Origin of the sequence: Vibrio alginolyticus NBRC 15630 = ATCC 17749 (assembly GCF_000354175.2) — a bacterium.
Lineage (GTDB): Bacteria > Pseudomonadota > Gammaproteobacteria > Enterobacterales > Vibrionaceae > Vibrio > Vibrio alginolyticus.
The window spans coordinates 2,228,343-2,246,084 of the sequence record NC_022349.1 but is presented as its reverse complement, the minus strand read 5'-3'; the positions used below and the strand labels follow the sequence as shown (position 1 = coordinate 2,246,084).

General features: G+C 44.5%; 20 protein-coding genes. 13 read left to right on the top strand and 7 right to left on the bottom strand.

The annotated features are described in order from the left end of the window. Positions 1-83: 83 nt before the first annotated feature. Entirely contained in the window at positions 84-680 is a 597-nt protein-coding gene (locus tag N646_RS10305) for a tRNA-uridine aminocarboxypropyltransferase (RefSeq protein WP_005378739.1), read from the bottom strand. Further along, complete coding sequence (locus N646_RS10300) at positions 680-2,230, bottom strand: COG3650 family protein (RefSeq protein ID WP_017821299.1); 1,551 nt, start codon at positions 2,228-2,230, stop codon at positions 680-682. Before N646_RS10300 ends, N646_RS10305 begins: the two co-directional genes overlap by 1 nt. 47 nt (positions 2,231-2,277) lie before the next feature. Between N646_RS10300 and N646_RS10295 the strand changes: the two genes are divergently transcribed. Next, on the top strand, positions 2,278-2,748 hold the full coding sequence (locus tag N646_RS10295; protein ID WP_005378735.1) for an EVE domain-containing protein: 471 nt from the start codon (positions 2,278-2,280) through the stop codon (positions 2,746-2,748). 50 nt (positions 2,749-2,798) lie between these two features. Here N646_RS10295 and N646_RS10290 read toward each other — a convergent pair whose 3' ends face one another. Together N646_RS10290 and N646_RS10285 are read right to left on the bottom strand one after the other, a co-directional pair. Continuing rightward, positions 2,799-3,623, bottom strand: a complete 825-nt coding sequence (locus N646_RS10290; protein ID WP_017636084.1) for a Cof-type HAD-IIB family hydrolase — start codon at positions 3,621-3,623, stop codon at positions 2,799-2,801. A 244-nt stretch (positions 3,624-3,867) separates the two neighbouring features. Then, the gene (locus N646_RS10285; protein WP_005378733.1) at positions 3,868-4,878 is read right to left on the bottom strand and encodes an alpha/beta fold hydrolase; all 1,011 of its coding nucleotides are present in this window, start codon (positions 4,876-4,878) and stop codon (positions 3,868-3,870) included. 65 nt (positions 4,879-4,943) lie between these two features. Between N646_RS10285 and rhtB the strand changes: the two genes are divergently transcribed. From rhtB to N646_RS10250, 7 genes are all read left to right on the top strand, one after another. Further along, a complete protein-coding gene (gene rhtB / locus N646_RS10280; RefSeq protein ID WP_005378732.1) occupies positions 4,944-5,561 on the top strand; it encodes a homoserine/homoserine lactone efflux protein in 618 nt (205 codons plus the stop codon). Between the two features lie 24 nt (positions 5,562-5,585). Beyond that, positions 5,586-6,809, top strand: a complete 1,224-nt coding sequence (locus N646_RS10275; RefSeq protein WP_005378731.1) for an EAL and HDOD domain-containing protein — start codon at positions 5,586-5,588, stop codon at positions 6,807-6,809. 154 nt (positions 6,810-6,963) lie between these two features. After that, positions 6,964-7,299: a metalloregulator ArsR/SmtB family transcription factor gene (locus N646_RS10270; RefSeq protein WP_005378730.1), complete on the top strand. Its 336-nt coding sequence runs from the start codon at positions 6,964-6,966 to the stop codon at positions 7,297-7,299. Positions 7,300-7,341: 42 nt separating this feature from the next. Continuing rightward, the gene (locus N646_RS10265) at positions 7,342-8,343 is read left to right on the top strand and encodes an ArsJ-associated glyceraldehyde-3-phosphate dehydrogenase (protein WP_005383630.1); all 1,002 of its coding nucleotides are present in this window, start codon (positions 7,342-7,344) and stop codon (positions 8,341-8,343) included. A 12-nt stretch (positions 8,344-8,355) separates the two neighbouring features. Beyond that, positions 8,356-8,850 (top strand): cyclin-dependent kinase inhibitor 3 family protein, encoded by a 495-nt coding sequence (locus tag N646_RS10260; protein ID WP_005383629.1) that lies wholly within the window; start codon positions 8,356-8,358, stop codon positions 8,848-8,850. 254 nt (positions 8,851-9,104) lie between these two features. Beyond that, on the top strand, positions 9,105-10,322 hold the full coding sequence (gene arsJ, locus N646_RS10255) for an organoarsenical effux MFS transporter ArsJ (protein ID WP_005378722.1): 1,218 nt from the start codon (positions 9,105-9,107) through the stop codon (positions 10,320-10,322). A gap of 283 nt (positions 10,323-10,605) precedes the next feature. After that, positions 10,606-11,619, top strand: a complete 1,014-nt coding sequence (locus N646_RS10250; RefSeq protein WP_017821298.1) for an acyltransferase — start codon at positions 10,606-10,608, stop codon at positions 11,617-11,619. On the opposite strand, the gene N646_RS10245 is transcribed toward N646_RS10250, so the two are convergent. Then, positions 11,616-11,945 carry a DUF2500 domain-containing protein gene (locus tag N646_RS10245; protein ID WP_005378719.1) on the bottom strand — a complete coding sequence of 110 codons (330 nt, stop codon included), beginning with the start codon at positions 11,943-11,945 and terminating at the stop codon, positions 11,616-11,618. The genes N646_RS10250 and N646_RS10245 overlap by 4 nt on opposite strands. 328 nt (positions 11,946-12,273) lie before the next feature. On the opposite strand from N646_RS10245, the gene N646_RS10240 reads away from it, so the two are divergent. The 4 genes from N646_RS10240 to N646_RS10225 all read left to right on the top strand — a co-directional run bounded on the left by N646_RS10240 (position 12,274) and on the right by N646_RS10225 (position 15,325). Then, positions 12,274-12,642 carry a hypothetical protein gene (locus N646_RS10240; protein ID WP_005378717.1) on the top strand — a complete coding sequence of 123 codons (369 nt, stop codon included), beginning with the start codon at positions 12,274-12,276 and terminating at the stop codon, positions 12,640-12,642. A 1,080-nt stretch (positions 12,643-13,722) separates the two neighbouring features. After that, on the top strand, positions 13,723-14,343 hold the full coding sequence (locus N646_RS10235) for a lysoplasmalogenase (RefSeq protein WP_005389670.1): 621 nt from the start codon (positions 13,723-13,725) through the stop codon (positions 14,341-14,343). A 69-nt stretch (positions 14,344-14,412) separates the two neighbouring features. Beyond that, complete coding sequence (locus N646_RS10230; RefSeq protein ID WP_005378711.1) at positions 14,413-14,634, top strand: YecH family metal-binding protein; 222 nt, start codon at positions 14,413-14,415, stop codon at positions 14,632-14,634. Positions 14,635-14,740: 106 nt separating this feature from the next. Next, complete coding sequence (locus N646_RS10225) at positions 14,741-15,325, top strand: YhgN family NAAT transporter (protein WP_005389671.1); 585 nt, start codon at positions 14,741-14,743, stop codon at positions 15,323-15,325. Between the two features lie 57 nt (positions 15,326-15,382). Here the strand turns inward: N646_RS10225 and N646_RS10220 are convergent, their stop codons facing one another. Together N646_RS10220 and rsmD are read right to left on the bottom strand one after the other, a co-directional pair. Next, complete coding sequence (locus N646_RS10220) at positions 15,383-15,649, bottom strand: DUF1145 domain-containing protein (protein WP_005378704.1); 267 nt, start codon at positions 15,647-15,649, stop codon at positions 15,383-15,385. A 25-nt stretch (positions 15,650-15,674) separates the two neighbouring features. Next, positions 15,675-16,274, bottom strand: coding sequence for a 16S rRNA (guanine(966)-N(2))-methyltransferase RsmD (gene rsmD / locus N646_RS10215; RefSeq protein ID WP_005378702.1), 600 nt, complete (start codon positions 16,272-16,274; stop codon positions 15,675-15,677). Between the two features lie 230 nt (positions 16,275-16,504). On the opposite strand from rsmD, the gene ftsY reads away from it, so the two are divergent. Next, positions 16,505-17,731, top strand: a complete 1,227-nt coding sequence (gene ftsY / locus N646_RS10210; RefSeq protein ID WP_017821295.1) for a signal recognition particle-docking protein FtsY — start codon at positions 16,505-16,507, stop codon at positions 17,729-17,731. Positions 17,732-17,742: the final 11 nt, after the last annotated feature.

The window sequence follows — 17,742 nt, the reverse complement described above, 5'->3', positions numbered from 1 at the left end:
TGATGTTTCACGTGAAACTTCTTGTCGTAAAAAACGCAGCGTAGGCTGCGTTTTTTGTTTGGTTCTTCTACTGAGCTTAATGTTTAACGCTTAAGAGCGTGTCCACTCTTTTCAGCTTGGAACAGAGCGAGGTAATGGGCAAAAAAGCGCTGCATTTGTTGTTGGTTGTTTTGTTCTCCAAGTTGCCCGAGCAAATGTGCAGCGACTTCAAACGTACACAAATTACCTTGTTGTTGGTTGCGTCGCAGCTGATATTGTGAGTCCGCCGACGCAGACAATCCCATCGTAGGGATACCTTCTAACCAACGGCTCTTATTGATCATCTTGCGCGCCTCTTGCCAGGTGGCATCTAAAATAATAAACAGCGGAGTTTTGGTTTGTTGCTGGCTTTGGAGTACCACATGTTCGAGTGTGATACTTTCTTCACAGGGGAAGAGCAACACCGGATACCGCGACGGATCAGCTAATAGAGTGAGCGATTCTGCTGGTGGCTGTTTGCGATCCCAGATTACTCGCTCAATGTTGAGTTGGCACTGCTCTAGTAGCTGGCCGGTATTAGTATCACGCTTCAGTTCATTCGGATGCATTAACAGCAGGATGTTGTGCTCACTGGTAAGTTTCGGCATCAGCGAGCACATACAATTGAATTGAAAACCGCAGGTTGGACACGGTTGAGACATTAAAGACGAACTCCTTCTCGCACCGGGCTTATCCCATCAGAGAACAGACGCACACCACTGACTTGGTTTGGCGTTGCCGTTGGCGCCATGCTTGGGTTGAGTGGGTAGCTAACCCCAGTGTATTGCATAACATGTTGAGCCGCTTTAGCTCCGCCACCGCTGACATTAAAAATCAGATCTCGCCAACCATGAGAGGTTTGTTGGCCGAGCATAATCGGGCTTTGCACTAGTGTAATGCGGCTATTAAATCGCCATTCCTTTTCGTGATGTTCAAATATCAGCAATGTACAGCCTCCGGAACCACACCAATCCAACTGTACCAATAGCTCTTCGTTACCATCGCTGTTGAGGTCGTAAGTTAGCCAACGGTATTGGTTGTTGTTGGGGGTGGTTTGATGGATAAAGAAGTAGTTGCGCACCGCGGCATCTACTTTTGAATCAAACTCTGCACTAGAAGGGACGTCAGCACTACCGATGGGGTTGTTGGTGCGTTTTTCGGCTAGTTGCATGATGCCTTCATCACGAACGGTGGCAGGATAAAGGACTAAACCACCATCGGCGATTGGGTATACCAAGTTACCGACTTTTTCTTTGGTCGCTTTGAGCTGATTGCCTTCTCGAGTAAACAGTCGCTCTGACATTAGCCTTTGCTGTTGATGATGCGTCATGACAACTTGAACCTGAGACGGACTTAACTGTTGCCAGTAACCACGCTCGATTAATGGTGCTTGTCCATTGGCGTAACGGTATTTTGTTGTGGCGCTGTGGTCTGGGTTTAAGGTCATTTGTACTTCAAAGCCTTGTGATTGGGTTGAGGTCGCGACATAGGTATTAGCCCAGCCAAGCGTTGCATCGACGTTTGCAGCCATACCACAACCTTGATACGTCTCGCCATCATGTTTTAGTGTTGCTTTCCAGCCATATAAAGAATCGCTCATTGTGTCTGAGCAGAGGTTTTCTGTTAAGCGAAGCTCACCACCTTGCAGTTGATAAGTGCGCTGGCGAGGTTGAAGCTGACTGCTGTTAATCGCTAATTTTGTGGTTTGTTTGCCGATTTGCTGGAATGTTAGTCCATTAGCCTCAAAGCTTGCCGACCAAGAAGGCTCATTACCAAACACGCGAGTTGGTTTGTTTGGTTGCTGACAACGGTTTGGGTTTTCCGTTGTGAGGAAGTTCACTTGTTCCACTACAAAGTTAGCATCGAAATCAGCAGAAAACCCATCGATGCCCGGTGGGTTGAGGTGGCCGATAACCTCGCCATACATAGTCTGGTAAGGCTCGTTATTTAACTGAATTGCTCGTTGCATTTGCTGTGGTGATAGTTGCAACCAATATTGCTTGTCGCTGCCACAAGGCATGATGTATTGGCTCTCGTGACCGACGATCACTTTTCCGCGTAGCATAAAAGTTTGAGGTTGAATGGTTTCAGGCTTATCTAAGGTTGCTGGTGGAGAGGTTAGGTCAGCGGCACCAGATTGTGGCGACTGTGAACTACATGCTTGCAGAACCAGCAGGGTGGCAAGCGCCACTGGGTTTTTCAAAGCCTTCATGTTATATCTTCCTCATTATTGTTACTCAATCGGCATCGGATGGCATTATGGCATATTGGTTATTTAAAACTGAACCAGATACCTTTTCTATTGACACGCTTCGAACCCAAAAGGTTTCATGTTGGGAGGGAGTTCGTAATTATCAGGCGCGCAATATGATGCGTGACCAAGTGAAGGTGGGCGATTTAGTCCTGATTTACCACTCTTCTTGTAAACATGTTGGCGTGGCAGGTATTGCTAAAGTTGTGAGAGAAGCCTATCCCGATCATTTCCAATTCGATCCCGAAAGCGATTATTACGATCCAAAGTCAGACCCAGACAACCCGCGTTGGATTATGGTGGATGTAGAGTTTGTACGTAAAACGGCGCGAGTGATTCCGTTGTCGGTGATGAAAGCGATGCCAGAACTTGAGAACATGCCGTTGGTGAAACGTGGAAATCGCTTGTCGATTATGCCCGTGACAGAAGAAGAATGGGACGCGATTCTTGGCAAAGAGAAGCTGCCAAGTCAGCGATAAAAGAGAAGGGCTGCGAATGTGCAGCCCTTCATTATTTGGAGTATTGAAGCTTACAGCAAGTGTTCTTGTAGGTAGTGTGCAACCGCATCTTCTGCATTGCTGCCAATTACTTCATTATTTGGTAGAGCTTTCATCACTTTTTCGTGTGATGTACCCATAACTAGCCCTTTACCTGCCATCGACAGCATTTCTACGTCATTCATGCCATCACCAAATGCTACGCAGTTTTCTAACGTGAGGTCGAGTTTTTTCGCTACCGCTTCAAGAGCATGACCTTTAGACACGCCAGCGCTCATTACTTCCAAACACCAAGGCGTTGAAAATGCGATGTTCAGCTTATCACCAAACTGCTCACGTAGTTTGTTTTCAAATACGACCAAACGTTCGTGGTCTTCTCCTGGATGCGTGAAGAAAACTTTCGCAATACCGTCAGTTGGGGCGTGGTCTTCATCAAATAAGACGTAAGTGAATTCATCGTGGAAGTCACGTAACGTTTCATCATCCTTGTTCATCAACCAGCTATCATTTTGATACATGTGAATAAGTATTTCTTGATCATGTTTGATCGTGTCGATCACGCCTTGTACCAGTTCCGCAGGGACATTCTCGCTGTACATTAGCTGATCTTCCTGGTCATGCACTCGGGCACCATTCGACGTGATCATATAAGCTGGAATGCCAACTTGGCGACGGATGCTCGCAACGTCTACGTGGTGACGGCCGGTTGCAAAGACAAAGGTATAACCCTTTTCATGCAGCGCTTTTAGCGTCTCTTTTGAGTAAGCACTGAGCTGATGGTTTGGTGCGAGTAACGTGCCATCCAGATCAGAGGCAACGATTTTGGTGATCTCTTTGCAAGGTAGCGATGTGCTCATGAAGTCCTCGTAAACGGTTTGGATAGTGTGGAACAGGTGAATTGCAAACGGAGTACAGCAGACTGACTAGATCGTGCTGCTCCGAATGCGGGGGAACTTGGGCCCGTAGCACTATGCGGTTAAACACTGTGTCAAAGTAGCCAAGTTCAAGCAGTGTACGCCAAAATGAGGATGAAAAAGAGGGTAAATCGATGTGTAGACATTTCCTCTTTAATCTTAGTCGTGAAATGGTCGCCTAGAGTTCTTATTGTGCTTGTTCGTTTGATGGCGATTTAGGGTCATTCATAAAGCGGAAAATCGCATCGAGCGCTTGATTACGATACTTGTCGGTCTCGAACAAGATTTCATGCTGTGCGCCTTCGATGGAAAGCAGCTCCGCGTGCGGGTTGGTTTTCCGCAATTTATCAATAAAACGCTTTTGCGCGAGGTTGCTAACAATCCGATCGTTTCCTGCTTGGATTAGGATTACTGGTATTTTGACTTGGCGAGTTAATAAAAAGCACTGCTTAGCGGCCATGAGCCCTTGCCAAACCCAGCGAGTGCTTGGCCCACCGACTTGCAGTTCCGGTTTTTCCGTATATAGGTTTCGGAACCATTGGTAGCGGCCGTAACTTTGGCTAAGTGGGTTATCTTCAAAGGGCTTAGGGAAGTAGGCCTGATGTCCTGGTGCATAGCGTGGCAAAGTCGATACCGCTGACATAATTTGTGTGACCGGAATCGCTATTGGTGATAGGTACCATGGCAGGTTAATGCCAAACATGGGCGCACTTAGAATCAAACCAGTAAAAGGGTGTTCTGGGTGAGTTTGCAGGTAACGTGTGGCGATCGCGCCGCCCATAGAGTGCGCGATGATGAAGCATTGTTGATATTCGCTAAGGTCGTGTTTTTTTACGACGATGTCCATATCATCAATATAATCAGTAAAGTCATAGACGTGACCCATATCTGAGTCAGATAATAAACGATCTGATAAACCTTGTCCGCGGTGGTCAAAGGAATAGACATCGAAACCTTGGCGGTAGAGATCGTAAAACAGCTCTTGGTATTTCCAGGAAGACTCAATGCGTCCATTTACGATGAGCACGGCTTTTTTATGCTCTGGGTTGGTTAGCTTGCACCAGTAAATGTTCTTTTTCTCAGTCCCTTTAACAAAGCCCTCTTGGCGAGTTTGCCAAAGTGCTGCGATCGGACCACCAATTGCTTGCTCAAATAATGTCTCTTGAGTATAAGTCAAAGGTGAATGGTTAGTCGCCATTAGTTGATTACCTGAAGATACGTTGTTTACGCGATGTATCATCGAAGAATTAGTGAGGAAATGCAATGGATACCCATGTCTGGTTAGCTTATGTAGTAACAGCAATCGTTTTTAGTTTGGCTCCGGGCTCTGGCACGGTGAACTCAATCAGTAATGGTTTGAGTTACGGTACCCGTAAATCACTGGGTGCCATTATTGGCTTACAAATTGGTTTAGTTATCCACATCGCGCTGGTGGGGGCGGGTATTGGTGCGCTTGTCGCGCAGTCAGCAACCGCATTTTCTGTCATTAAATGGGTTGGTGCTGCTTATCTGGTTTGGTTGGGGATTCAGAAATGGCGCGACACATCAAGCTTAGTCGCAGCTGAAAACCACAACGAGATGTCAGGCACGGCGCTGTTGTACAAGGCAGTGTTAATTAACCTCACCAACCCTAAATCGATTGTTTTTCTGGTGGCGTTGTTCCCGCAGTTTATTGACCCGGCAAAAGACCAAATCACGCAACTGTTGGTGCTTGGCGTCACTACGGTCGTGATTGATGCGTGTGTAATGTTGGGTTACACGAGCTTGGCAGCACAAATGGGACGCTTTATTCGCTCCGATAAAATCATGGGAAAAATAAACAAAGTATTCGGTTCAATGTTCATGGGTTGTGGTGCATTATTAGCAGCTGCAAAGTCATAAGCCATTTATAGGTCCTTCTTTAGCATGAATACAACGTATGTCGCTCGCCAGCCGATCTTTAACCGAAAAAGACAGACGCTGGGTTATGAATTGTTGTTTCGAGACGGGGAGAGTAACGCATACCCTTCACATATTGATTCAAATCGAGCGACATACCGACTGATTGTCGAAAACTTCCTATCGCTGGGTACTAACCCAGTGATTGCCTCTTCTAGATGCTTTATTAACTTTCCTCATCAAAGCTTGGTGCGACGTTTGCCGCGCAGTTTGCCGAAAAACAAAATTGTCATCGAAGTGTTGGAAACGTGCCAACCTACGGATGAGCTTCTTGATGCGATTCGTGAGTTTTATCGAGAAGGTTACTTGATCGCTTTGGATGACTTCACCCTAACACCAGAATGGCGCCGTTTTTTGCCATATGTGCATATTGTGAAGCTCGACATTATGGCGATGGGGCTCGAAAAGGCCTGTGAACTGGTCAAAACACACCTTGCCAAACGCGTCAAATACCACTTTTTAGCAGAACGTGTTGAAACCGCAGAAGAGTTTGAGCAAGCGAAAGCGGCTGGCTTTAAATTTTTCCAAGGTTATTTTTTTAGCAAGCCACTCGTCTCGCAGACTAAATACGTCAGTCCTGAGCAAGTGTTGGCATTGCAACTGTTTCGTGAAGTTTGTGCTCCTGAGCCTGACTTTACTCGTATCGAGTCCATCATTACGCAAGATGTCGCGTTGTCATATAAATTATTGCGTTTTGTAAATACGCAAGCGCCGAATTTGGCTGTCGAAATCAGCTCTTTTCGTCAGGCATTGATTTATCTTGGCCAGGATAACCTTAAGCAGTTTGTCTCTTTGGTTGTGGCATCGTATATCTCCAGTAACAAGCCTCGAGAGCTGTATCACCTTTCATTGCAACGAGCTCAATTTTGCCAATTGATGTCGCGCTATCAGCCATTCTCTCACCTCAACGAGCAAGGTTTCATGGTTGGTTTGCTGTCGATTCTAGATGCGCTGCTGGATCTTTCGGTGGAATCTTTAGTTAGGCAGTTACCGCTTAGTCATTCAGTACAACAAGCGCTATTACATCGCAAAGGGGTTTATGGTGCACTTATTTCCCTCGAAGAGTGCTACGAGCGTGCCGATTGGTCAGGGGTTGAAAAAATCACGATGCAATTGGGGTTGCCTTTAGAGGAAGTGAAGCTCTCCTTAGGTGAAGCGGCTCGCTGGAGTCAAAGCATCGCGACTGCATAATTTCTTGTCTTATCTTTTATCTCTTTGAATCTCTCTCTTTACAATCAAGCTGTTCGTTAGATGTGAAACTTTTATGACGATGGACGGTTTCCTCTTGACGATATATCTTAATTAAATAAACATATACGCATATCCATATATAGGTATGTTCATTATGCTTCCACATCAGTTTTTTAAGCTGTTATCCGATGAAACACGCGTACGTTGTTTAATGCTCGTGGCCCGTGAAGGTGAAACTTGCGTTGGCGATTTGGCGTTTGCTCTACAAGAGAGCCAGCCGAAAGTTTCTCGTCATCTTGCTCAGTTACGATCCAGTGGCATCTTGGTGGATAAACGCCAAGGGCAATGGGTGTATTACGAGTTATCACAGCAATTACCAGGTTGGATGCGAAAGTTAATTGAAGACTTAGTGGCATCAAACTGTTTGAAGCAGGAATACCAAGACGACATCACACGCTTACACGATAAAAGTCGTGAGGCTTGCTGTTAACAGCGAATAGAGATTCAAGGTAGAAGATTAGAGGGTAAAACTATGACAATTAAAGTAGGAATTAATGGCTTTGGCCGAATTGGTCGCTTAGCGCTGCGAGCGGCATTTGATTGGCCAGAATTGGAGTTTGTGTTAATCAACGATGTCGCAGGTGACGCAGCTACGCTTGGTCACTTATTAGAATTCGATTCAGTGCAAGGTCGTTGGCATCATGGAGTTCAGGTCGAAGGCAGTGAGCTCGTCATCAACGGCAAGCGTGTTGCCACGACTCAACAACGCGATATCGATGCGGTGAACTGGTCTGATTGTGATGTTGTGATTGAAGCGACAGGCGTACATCGCAAAACATCATTCCTAAACAAATACCTAGAGCAAGGCGTGAAACGTGTCGTGGTAAGCGCACCTGTGAAAGAAGAAGGTATTGCGAACATTGTGGTGGGCGTGAACGACCATATTTTCGACCCTGAAAAACATCGTATCGTGACAGCAGCTTCGTGTACGACTAACTGTATCGCACCTGTGGTTAAAGTCATTCATGAGAAATTGGGTATCGAACAATCTTCTTTTACGACCATTCACGACCTGACGAATACGCAAACTATTTTGGATGCGCCACACAAAGATCTACGCCGTGCAAGAGCATGCGGCATGAGCCTTATCCCAACCACTACGGGTAGCGCGAAGGCGATTGTCGAAATTTTCCCAGAATTAAAAGACAAAATTAATGGTCATGCGGTTCGCGTACCTCTAGCAAACGCATCGTTAACAGACATCATTTTTGATGTGAAGCGTGATACCACGGCAGAAGAAGTGAATGCACTGTTAAAAGAAGCATCTGAAGGTGATTTGAAAGGCATCCTTGGCTTCGAAGAGCGTCCTTTAGTTTCTATCGATTATAAAGGCGACCAACGTTCAACCATCGTTGATGCGCAATCAACCATGGTTGTGGGTTCTCGTATGGTTAAGATTTACGCTTGGTACGATAACGAAATGGGTTATGCAACGCGCACAGCAGAGCTGGTTCGTAACGTTGGTTTGGCTTAAAAGGGGGTCACAATGTCTCATCCTACATGGCAATTAGATTTGGACTCCGGTGCTTTAATCTTAACACCGTGCCCAGGAACGAAAGGTGTCGATTTGCATGCGTCGTTAGAACAGTTGAAAGAGCAGGGTGTTCAAGCGGTCGTTACTGCATTAGATGATAGTGAATTAGCTGCGAAGAATGTCTCTGCATTGGGTGAAGCCACTCAGCAACTGGGTATGAAATGGTTCCAGATCGAGATTGAAGACGACTGCGCACCAAATGAAGAATTTGCGACGAAGTGGCAACAAGCCAGTCCGGAACTGCACGCGATTCTTGCTCAAGGTGGCAAAGTTGCGATGCATTGCATGGGTGGTTCGGGGCGCACAGGTTTGTTCGCTGCTCACCTACTCCTAGAAAAGGAATGGCAGTTAGAAGATATCGTGCGAGAAGTACAGGCATTGCGCCCTGGTGCATTTACAAAACCTGTGCAAGTTGAGTACATCGAACGCGTGGCTCAAGACGCTTGATCAGCTTAAATAGCTTTTGGTTCATTATGATCCAAAAGCTAAATTCGAGCTTCTTCAGGATACGACTGTTTACAAAAAAAGCCATTAATATTAACTAATACATTGTTTTTAAGGTGTATTTTTCTTTTTATTGATGTTGGGGCATTTTTTGAAAATCACAGCAACATTGTATTGGTCAATGTTGCTGTACAGGTTAGGAAGTATTTAGAACATGATGATCTAAATGCTTCTATCGCTGTACATATGAGGTCAATATGATTTCTCAATTAAGCAAAAGTATTCGTCAGTACATGTTAGTGACGTTTAACTATTGGAACTTTACGGTGACCGATGGCGCACTGCGTATGCTGGTGGTGCTCTATTTTCATGACTTAGGTTATTCCACGTTAGCTATTGCCTCACTGTTTCTTTTCTATGAATTTTTTGGTGTGGTGACAAACCTGGTTGGTGGTTGGTTGGGCGCAAGGTTAGGCCTAAATAAAACCATGAACATTGGTTTAGCGATGCAAGTGTTTGCGTTGCTGATGCTCGCAGTACCAAATGCATGGCTGACCATTCCTTGGGTGATGGCAGCGCAAGCTCTGTCGGGGATTGCCAAAGATCTGAACAAAATGAGTGCTAAGAGCGCGATTAAAACGCTAGTACCAGACGAACAGCAAGGTGCGCTCTACAAATGGGTAGCGATTTTGACTGGCTCGAAGAATGCACTCAAAGGAGCGGGCTTTTTTGTTGGTGGCTTGCTGCTGTCTTGGGTGGGTTTTCAAAACTCGATGTTTATTATGGCGGGTGTACTTACATTAGTGTTTGTTTGCAGCATGATCTGGCTAGAAGCGGACATGGGTAAAGCAAAGAGTAAACCTAAGTTTCGCCAAATATTCTCCAAGTCTGAATCGATAAACATTTTATCCGCAGCACGCATGTTCTTGTTTGGTGCTCGTGATGTGTGGTTTGTCGTTGCTCTGCCTATTTATCTTGGTAGCGTGTTTGGCTGGGATCACTTGTGGGTTGGTAGCTTTCTCGCAGCGTGGGTCATTGCTTATGGGTTTGTGCAAGGCTTTGCGCCGCGTATTACTGGCAAAGCGCAAGGTCGTGTGCCTGATGGTAGTGCAGCATTGGTGTGGGCAGGAATCCTAGCGTTAATTACGGCTGGTATTGCTTATGGTGTGCAAATCGGTTGGCAGCCTGAATTGGTGATTGTGGTAGGTTTGATGATTTTTGGCGCTGTGTTTGCCATTAACTCTTCGCTGCACTCGTACTTGATAGTGAGCTACGCTAAAGGCGATGGCGTCTCGTTGGATGTCGGTTTTTACTACATGGCCAATGCGATGGGACGTTTGATTGGCACGGTATTATCGGGTTGGATCTACCAAGAGGCTGGTCTTGCAGCGTGCTTATGGGTTTCTTTTGCTTTCTTGGCACTGACGACGCTGATTTCAATTAAGTTGCCAAAAGCTAATGTTGCTACTGCGTAACTACCCCCAGTATCGCTATCTGTAGATGGTATAAATGGCTCCAAATCGGAGCCATTTTTGTTTCTTATGCGCCGTTTGCTGTAATCAGATTGTTTCGGTTTGGCATCGAGAGTGAATACTGATGCTTGGTTTTTGGTTCTCGTTAAGTGATTAGAGTGGTGATGAAATCCCCGTTGTAGGTCATTGTTGAGTTAAAAATAAGCAAAAACAGATTGTTAACTATTTCACTGGTTGAGATTTACCCTATGCTATAAACGATAAGCGACTCAAAGTAGGGAAAGGTATGAGAGAAAGGGTTCTGTTTTTTGATTTATTGCGCTGCTTCGCAGCGGTAGCAGTGATCGCCATTCACGTCTTGGCACCGTATCGAAATGAGTTAGGAGTGATTCCATTTGACCAATGGCTGACAGCGGTAGGCGTGAATAGCGTAACCCGCTGGGCAGTGCCAGTTTTTATTTTGATCACCGGAGCGCTAATGCTCAGTGACACTCGACCATTTGACGGTAAGTATTATATCAAAAGGCGTTTGGGCAAAGTTTTAGTTCCATTTCTTATTTGGTCGATGTTTTATGCATACCTTTCAGGCTGGACTTCTCAAGGCTTTGATTTTGAAACCGTAAAAGAGGTATTAAGCAATAGCCCATTCCACGCAACGTATTACCATCTCGGCTTTTTCTATTACTTTATACCACTGTATTTTGTGATTCCGCTGTTTCAATGGATGGTACGCAACGTGGATGACAACGTCTTGTATACCTATCTCGCATTTTGGCTTTTCACCAGCACTCTGTTCTTGTTCAAGATTGATGGCCCTTGGAGTAATCAGATGTGGCTTTATATGGGTTACCTTCCACTGGGGTATGTTTTATTTCAAAAGGTACCTTTGAATCGCTCTATGGTGACCTTATTTGTTGGGCTAGGACTCGTGGCGTTGGCAGTGACCTTTACGATGGTTGTGACAAATAGCTTAGAGGCGGAGAAGTATACGGTTGGGCGCTGGCTCTCTTATAAAACACTGAATGTGATTCTAGCGGCTTCGATGATTTTTATGATCGGGCGTTACTTTGGTGAAGGCTTATCACCAAAAGTACAAAAAGCGGTCAGTGTGATCAGTCAGCACAGCTTGGGGATTTACTTACTTCACCCTATTTTCTTATGGCCGATGAAAGAGTTCGGTTGGTACACAGGACATCCTGCTTGGGTGATTCCAGTCTGGATCGTTCTAAGTGGATCTGGAGCCTTGGCGATGAGCTATCTCTTTTCTCGTTCTGCCAAGACTCGTTGGTTACTGCCTTAACGTTTGATAGCGAAGTGAAGGAACTTGTTGCCGCGATAGGTCAGTGTTCCCTTATCTCCAGGGTTGAGTGCATGGTAGTAATGCACTCCAATTTGGAATTCACGCTTTGGACCGATAGAACCACGTTGAACGTAAATCCAATACTCTTGATCGTCTTGACCTGGTGGTGCGTTTGGTATGTCTATCGCTTGTTTATCTAAAACCGTTACCTGCGCGCTTTGCTCTGGAGCGTCTTCGCCCACATAGTGCTTACTATAAAAACGGAAAAACACCCACGCGCCCAAGGCAATAAGGGCGAATAGGGCGAAAATAAGTGAGATTGGCATATTAACCTCCAATGTTTTATCGGGTCCCATTCTACAGAACTCGCTGACGAAACGATGAGTTGAGGTAACTTATTCATAATCTAATGAAAGGGACATGAATTTTATTCGGCGCACTTCACGGTTTATCTCAATGGGGACGCGATGAAATTGTTGCTTCATCTGTAAGCTACGTCACTAAAGCTGAACTAAGCAGCTTTCACTTGTCTGGCTATATGAGCTCAAGGGCACAAATTGAAAGTAAAATTGCACTTAACGGCTCGAAAAAGCTCTAAATTTATAGAAGAATAAAAATAATGAACATAGGAAGGGTCTGGTAAGGAGGGTTACGATGTCAGATATTGAAAAAGTAGTCATGCGTACCCGAACGATCGAAAAACTTTTGCGTACTCAGTACCATGCAGAAGGGAAAGGGTTGCACCAACTTATTAATAGTTGTGAAGAACGTTTACCGCATGACGTGATAGCAAAGCTTCGATTCATCGCAACCGTGCGTAACAAAGTGGTGCACGAAGACGATTACAAGCTGGATGATCGTAAAGGCTTTATGGCGGCATGTGATGCTTGTGAAAAAGAGCTGACACCAAGAAGCTCTCGCTTTATTTGGCGTACAGCAATTTTGCTAATGACGTTGATTACGCTGGCCGCTCTTGGTTTCTACTATATGCACTGGGATATTTTGTCTAAGCACATTCAGTAGAGCTATACAGATAAATAAAAAAGGACGCATTTGCGTCCTTTTTTATTTTAAATCATTGGGTTAGTACATCATTGGCAGTGTCATTAAACCCACAACCACTGCAATCATAACCAGCCCTTGTTTTTGAGAAGATGAAATCATAACACTACCCCTTAATCTTTGATGAACTCGATGAATTTAATATAGCACTGTTTTTGGGGTTTGATCAACATATGCTCGTTAATCTTTTCAAAAACCACACTTAACTTGTCTGGTTTTACGTGATTCTGACTAATGAAACTATGTTTTTTGTGCTGCATTTAAAGTGTTCACATTGTTTTATTTCTATCCTTTTTTGTTTTAAGTATATGATTTTATAATGTTAAATGGTTTGTGGTGTTGGCTTTGTAATTGTTTTTTGTTTCGAATGGTATGTTGGGTGTTTATTTTGTCTGTATTTCTCAAAAATTGAGAAAATTAAAAAATGTGCTATGAGGTTGCATCGTCAAATCGAAAGCATGGAGTGAGATTTTCTTACCTTATGAGAAAATATGGGCTTCAAAAGTGTTTAGTGATTTTATGGTTTATGAAGTCCGCACTTTTATCTGTTATTGAAATTATGGTTTTATTTATCATTGACTTACTTTTCTTGTCTGATGTTTTTTTACTGAATTAAGGTCGGTTTTCTTAGTTTTTACCCCTAGTCATCAGTGGTTTCTCCTCTCTTAGAGCGCTACTAAGACTATTTTCTATTTTGTGTCTGTTATTTATTCTTGTTGCCTGCATTACATACATCCTGGTGGTTTAATCGTCAGTTTGTGAAATGGCGGCTTACCTGGAGCACTTATCTGTTTTTCAGTTAAATAGTTTTAGAAAGCGTTGGTTATTGTGTCGTGTGATTTGATGGGTTCGGCTGATGAGCAAAGCTTGGCCCCAATGTTTAGTGGCATCATTCAGGCTCATCGGCTTTATTATTACGTAGGCTGAGGGTTACAAAATGTTTCGAATCGCTAGCGAGATCCAACTTTCGTAGATTGTGTCTTTACATCAAAACTGGTCTACCTAGACTAGCGGCGAGTTTAAGTAAAAGGTGTATACTGCATGTGGAGTTGGCTGGCGATAGGGCTATCAGGTGTGTATTCCGTGTTGGGAGCAAAGCAAGCTAACCCGACACAATCCCTCGTGTTTAAAATCTTTACTCTGCTACTTCTTCTTGTGTTGGTGTTAACTCAAGGTGCATCCGCAACATATACCTACTGGATTGCGGGTGGGCTTATTGTGTCTATGGTGGCAGATACGCTGCACTCGTTTAAAACTCGTAAGCTAATCTATTTTACGGCTTATCTGGTTGCCCAGGTATGCTACAGCAAGTCATTTTGGGTGCAGCTTAATGGTGAGATTGTCTGGTGGCTGTTGGCCCTGCTGCTTGCAGCGAGTATCGTGGCGTTCTTTTTGTTGCTACCTCAACTCGACTCTCTGGTATTCCCTGTTGTGATCATGGGGATGATGCTGGTTCAACTTGCTTGGGCAGCCGGTGAAGTTTGGTTACAAGTGCCGAGTTACGCCAATGCTATCGGCTTTAGCGGAACCTTAGTTCTCATCTATTCGGCGCTGGCATACGCGATACACGGTTATCGAAAACCGATGAAACACGCCTATTTGTGGGTGAGTGGCAGTTACTTTTTTGCTCATGCCCTCATTGTTGCCTCAATCATTTACTAATTTAAGTCAAAGCAGCTCTTGAGGATTTCAGTAAACTGAACGCATTGTTCTTAATAACTGGAGTCAATAATGAGTGAAATCCATGCTCACGAGCTGCTAAACCTACTTAGAGAAACACCAATGGATCGCGAAGCCCTCACACAGCACTTTGGTGCTAGCGTTCGCTTTCACACCTGTAAACTGAATGATCTAGACTTAGATGCATTACTAGCATTTTTGCTCAAGCGCGACAAAATTCGTGAGCTTGAAGGTAAGTTTGTGGTCAATATGGCGCGAGTTTGCAATCACTAAACGGCGGCTAAGATCGAGGGTGACTATGGTGTTTTCGCCCTCAGTCATATACTCATGTTGTCAGTTTGCTATACACTGGCCGCCATTTTTTAGGTGAGGCCAGAATATGGACATTCTTTCTGCAGCGACCATGCTGTTTCTAATCATGGACCCTCTCGGTAACTTGCCGATTGTGTTGTCTATTCTCAAACATATCGATCCCAAGCGTCGTCGTAAGGTATTGATTCGTGAACTACTGTTTGCCTTACTGATTTTGATGTTGTTTCTGTTTGCAGGACAAAGCATCTTAAGTTTTTTGCATGTCCAGCCAGAAACGCTCAGCATTTCAGGTGGCATTATTCTCTTCATTATTGCGATTAAGATGATTTTCCCGAGTGCTGGCAGCATCACTGGACTGGCAGCAGGCGAGGAGCCCTTTATTGTTCCGATGGCCATTCCTATGATCGCGGGCCCTTCAGTGATTGCAGCCTTGCTTTTACTGTCTTCGCAACATCCAGAGAAAATGTTGGAAATGTCAGCATCAGTCGTAATTGCGTGGGGCGCAACATTTTTTATACTGATGTTTTATGGCTTCTTTAATCGCTTGTTGGGTGAACGTGGCTTGAAGGCGGTAGAACGCTTAATGGGCTTGTTACTGGTGATGATCTCCACTCAAATGTTCTTGGATGGTGTAAAAAGTTACATTGGGTGACGAACGAAACGCAGAAAAAAAGCCGCTCACAAGAGCGGCTTTTTCGTATCTGAGCGATTACATCATGTGTTTACGACGAATATCGAGTAGGGCAAAAATACCAAAAATCAGGATTGAATATTTTTCCCAACTGCTCATTTTTATTTTGTCGCCAAATGCACCAATGAAGATGGCCATTTGTAAACCGTGCATGATGAACAAAAAAGCGGTCATGATGTATAGCGCAATCGCGGCATTGCCGGGAAAGGGCATAAAAATATTTAGGATTAATACTAACCAAACAAAGGCGATAGCCGCTTTGGCCAGCATAATTAGTGCTTTCATTTAAGTATCCTTTTAAATCGAGGCGTTATGCGGAGGTACGTTCGTACAGACGATAGCTCACTTGGCCTGCTGTTTTTTCTCGATGTAATTGCCAGTTTTCTGGTAAGTCGGCAATATTGAGTTCTTTTTCTGTTTCAATATAAATCATCGCATCTTCCGCGAGCCAGCCATTTTGTTCTAGCAGAGCCACGGTCTCATCCAATAGACCTTTGCGAAACGGTGGGTCAATAAACACCACATGATGAGCAGAACCCGGTTGCTTCAAAAAACTCAGTGCGTCGGTATTTACCACTTGGATGTTGTTCGCGTTAAGAGAGGCAACATTCTTTTGTAACTGTTGGAAAGCTTGTGGGTTTAGCTCAACCATGGTCACTTGCTCTGCTTGGCGCGAAGCTGACTCAAATCCCAAGCCGCCAGAGCCAGCAAACAAGTCGAGACATTTTGCCTGTGGTACATCTTGAGCTAACCAGTTAAACAGCGTTTCTTTGACGCGATCTGTCGTGGGGCGTAAGCCTTCAGCATCGTGTACAGGAAGTTTTCTGCCTCTCCATAAGCCACTAATAATGCGAACAAAGCCCGTTGTTGGCTTTTTTTGTGATGAGTTTTGCTGGCGACGTCTTACCATAGATTTTTTGACCGCTAATAAAGTGATACTATATCTAATCGCCCAAGCAATGAGCTTGGAGCTTGGATACAGCCCAGAATATTCAAGATGACAGAGTGTAACACTAATAAGATTAGAATTACCTAATCGGAAAGTTTTCAGAACTTTGTCATTAGCCTTTTTTAGACAGATAATAATCTTGTCAAAAAAGAGTCATTAATAGATAAAAGAACAATCTAGGATAGCCCCAGATGACGGAAAAAAAGAAGCGCGGATTACTTTCGTGGCTAGGTTTTGGTGACGAAGAACAAAGCCCAAAACCAAAAACTGAAGAAACAGTAAAAGAAGAAGCAGTGGAAGCGCCTTCTGAAGAGCAGCAAACCGAAGCGGTTGCTGAGCAAGCGGAAGCAACGCCAGAACTTGAAGAAGAAGCGAAACAATCAGAGGCTGCCCCAGCAGAAGCAGAAGCAGAAGCAGAAGCAGAAGCAGAAGCAGAAGCAGAAGAGCCAGAAGTCGTATCGGCCGCGCCTCGTGTTCAAGAACAAGAAAAGCCAACAGAAAGCTTTTTTGCTCGTCTTAAACGCAGCCTAAGCCGAACAAAAGCAAATATTGGTGCTGGCTTCTTCGGTCTGTTCAGCGGTAAGAAAATCGATGAGGACTTATTTGAAGAGCTAGAAGAGCAACTTCTTATTGCTGATGTGGGCATGAATACCACAACAAAAATTATCAACAACCTGACAGAAAAAGCCACACGTGGCGATCTGAAAGACGGCGAAGCCCTTTATGGTTTGTTGAAAGAAGAAATGGCTGAGATTCTTTCTAAAGTCGAACAGCCACTAGAAATCGATAGCAACAAAACGCCTTACGTCATCTTGATGGTGGGTGTAAATGGCGTGGGTAAAACCACGACCATCGGTAAGCTAGCGAAGCAGTTCCAAACTCAAGGCAAAAAAGTGATGCTTGCAGCGGGCGATACTTTCCGTGCCGCAGCGGTTGAGCAGTTACAAGTGTGGGGTGAACGTAATAATGTTCCTGTGATTGCTCAACATACTGGCGCAGACAGTGCCTCTGTTATCTATGATGCGATTGAAGCGGCAAAAGCACGTGGTGTGGATGTGGTGATTGCTGATACAGCAGGTCGTCTACAGAACAAAGCGAACCTAATGGAAGAGCTGCGTAAGATTGTACGTGTGATGAAGAAAATTGATGACTCTGCACCACATGAGATCATGCTAACGCTTGATGCAGGTACAGGACAAAATGCCATTAGCCAAGCGAAACTTTTCAGTGATGTTGCCCCTCTAACCGGGATTACTTTGACTAAGCTGGATGGTACAGCCAAGGGCGGCGTAATTTTCGCTATCGCTGATCAGTTCGGTATTCCAATTCGTTACATTGGTGTGGGTGAAGGTATCGAAGACTTGCGTCCATTTGAAACTCAAGAGTTTATTGACGCACTGTTTAGTCGTGAAGAATAAAAAGAGTTAGA

Excerpts from the sequence above, each read along its gene's own strand:
- N646_RS10305 (WP_005378739.1), bottom strand. The coding sequence starts at position 680 with ATGTCTCAACCGTGTCCAACCTGCGGTTTTCAATTCAATTGTATGTGC.
- N646_RS10300 (WP_017821299.1), bottom strand. The coding sequence starts at position 2,230 with ATGAAGGCTTTGAAAAACCCAGTGGCGCTTGCCACCCTGCTGGTTCTG.
- N646_RS10295 (WP_005378735.1), top strand. The coding sequence starts at position 2,278 with ATGGCATATTGGTTATTTAAAACTGAACCAGATACCTTTTCTATTGAC.
- N646_RS10290 (WP_017636084.1), bottom strand. The coding sequence starts at position 3,623 with ATGAGCACATCGCTACCTTGCAAAGAGATCACCAAAATCGTTGCCTCT.
- N646_RS10285 (WP_005378733.1), bottom strand. The coding sequence starts at position 4,878 with ATGGCGACTAACCATTCACCTTTGACTTATACTCAAGAGACATTATTT.
- rhtB (WP_005378732.1), top strand. The coding sequence starts at position 4,944 with ATGGATACCCATGTCTGGTTAGCTTATGTAGTAACAGCAATCGTTTTT.
- N646_RS10275 (WP_005378731.1), top strand. The coding sequence starts at position 5,586 with ATGAATACAACGTATGTCGCTCGCCAGCCGATCTTTAACCGAAAAAGA.
- N646_RS10270 (WP_005378730.1), top strand. The coding sequence starts at position 6,964 with ATGCTTCCACATCAGTTTTTTAAGCTGTTATCCGATGAAACACGCGTA.
- N646_RS10265 (WP_005383630.1), top strand. The coding sequence starts at position 7,342 with ATGACAATTAAAGTAGGAATTAATGGCTTTGGCCGAATTGGTCGCTTA.
- N646_RS10260 (WP_005383629.1), top strand. The coding sequence starts at position 8,356 with ATGTCTCATCCTACATGGCAATTAGATTTGGACTCCGGTGCTTTAATC.
- arsJ (WP_005378722.1), top strand. The coding sequence starts at position 9,105 with ATGATTTCTCAATTAAGCAAAAGTATTCGTCAGTACATGTTAGTGACG.
- N646_RS10250 (WP_017821298.1), top strand. The coding sequence starts at position 10,606 with ATGAGAGAAAGGGTTCTGTTTTTTGATTTATTGCGCTGCTTCGCAGCG.
- N646_RS10245 (WP_005378719.1), bottom strand. The coding sequence starts at position 11,945 with ATGCCAATCTCACTTATTTTCGCCCTATTCGCCCTTATTGCCTTGGGC.
- N646_RS10240 (WP_005378717.1), top strand. The coding sequence starts at position 12,274 with ATGTCAGATATTGAAAAAGTAGTCATGCGTACCCGAACGATCGAAAAA.
- N646_RS10235 (WP_005389670.1), top strand. The coding sequence starts at position 13,723 with ATGTGGAGTTGGCTGGCGATAGGGCTATCAGGTGTGTATTCCGTGTTG.
- N646_RS10230 (WP_005378711.1), top strand. The coding sequence starts at position 14,413 with ATGAGTGAAATCCATGCTCACGAGCTGCTAAACCTACTTAGAGAAACA.
- N646_RS10225 (WP_005389671.1), top strand. The coding sequence starts at position 14,741 with ATGGACATTCTTTCTGCAGCGACCATGCTGTTTCTAATCATGGACCCT.
- N646_RS10220 (WP_005378704.1), bottom strand. The coding sequence starts at position 15,649 with ATGAAAGCACTAATTATGCTGGCCAAAGCGGCTATCGCCTTTGTTTGG.
- rsmD (WP_005378702.1), bottom strand. The coding sequence starts at position 16,274 with ATGGTAAGACGTCGCCAGCAAAACTCATCACAAAAAAAGCCAACAACG.
- ftsY (WP_017821295.1), top strand. The coding sequence starts at position 16,505 with ATGACGGAAAAAAAGAAGCGCGGATTACTTTCGTGGCTAGGTTTTGGT.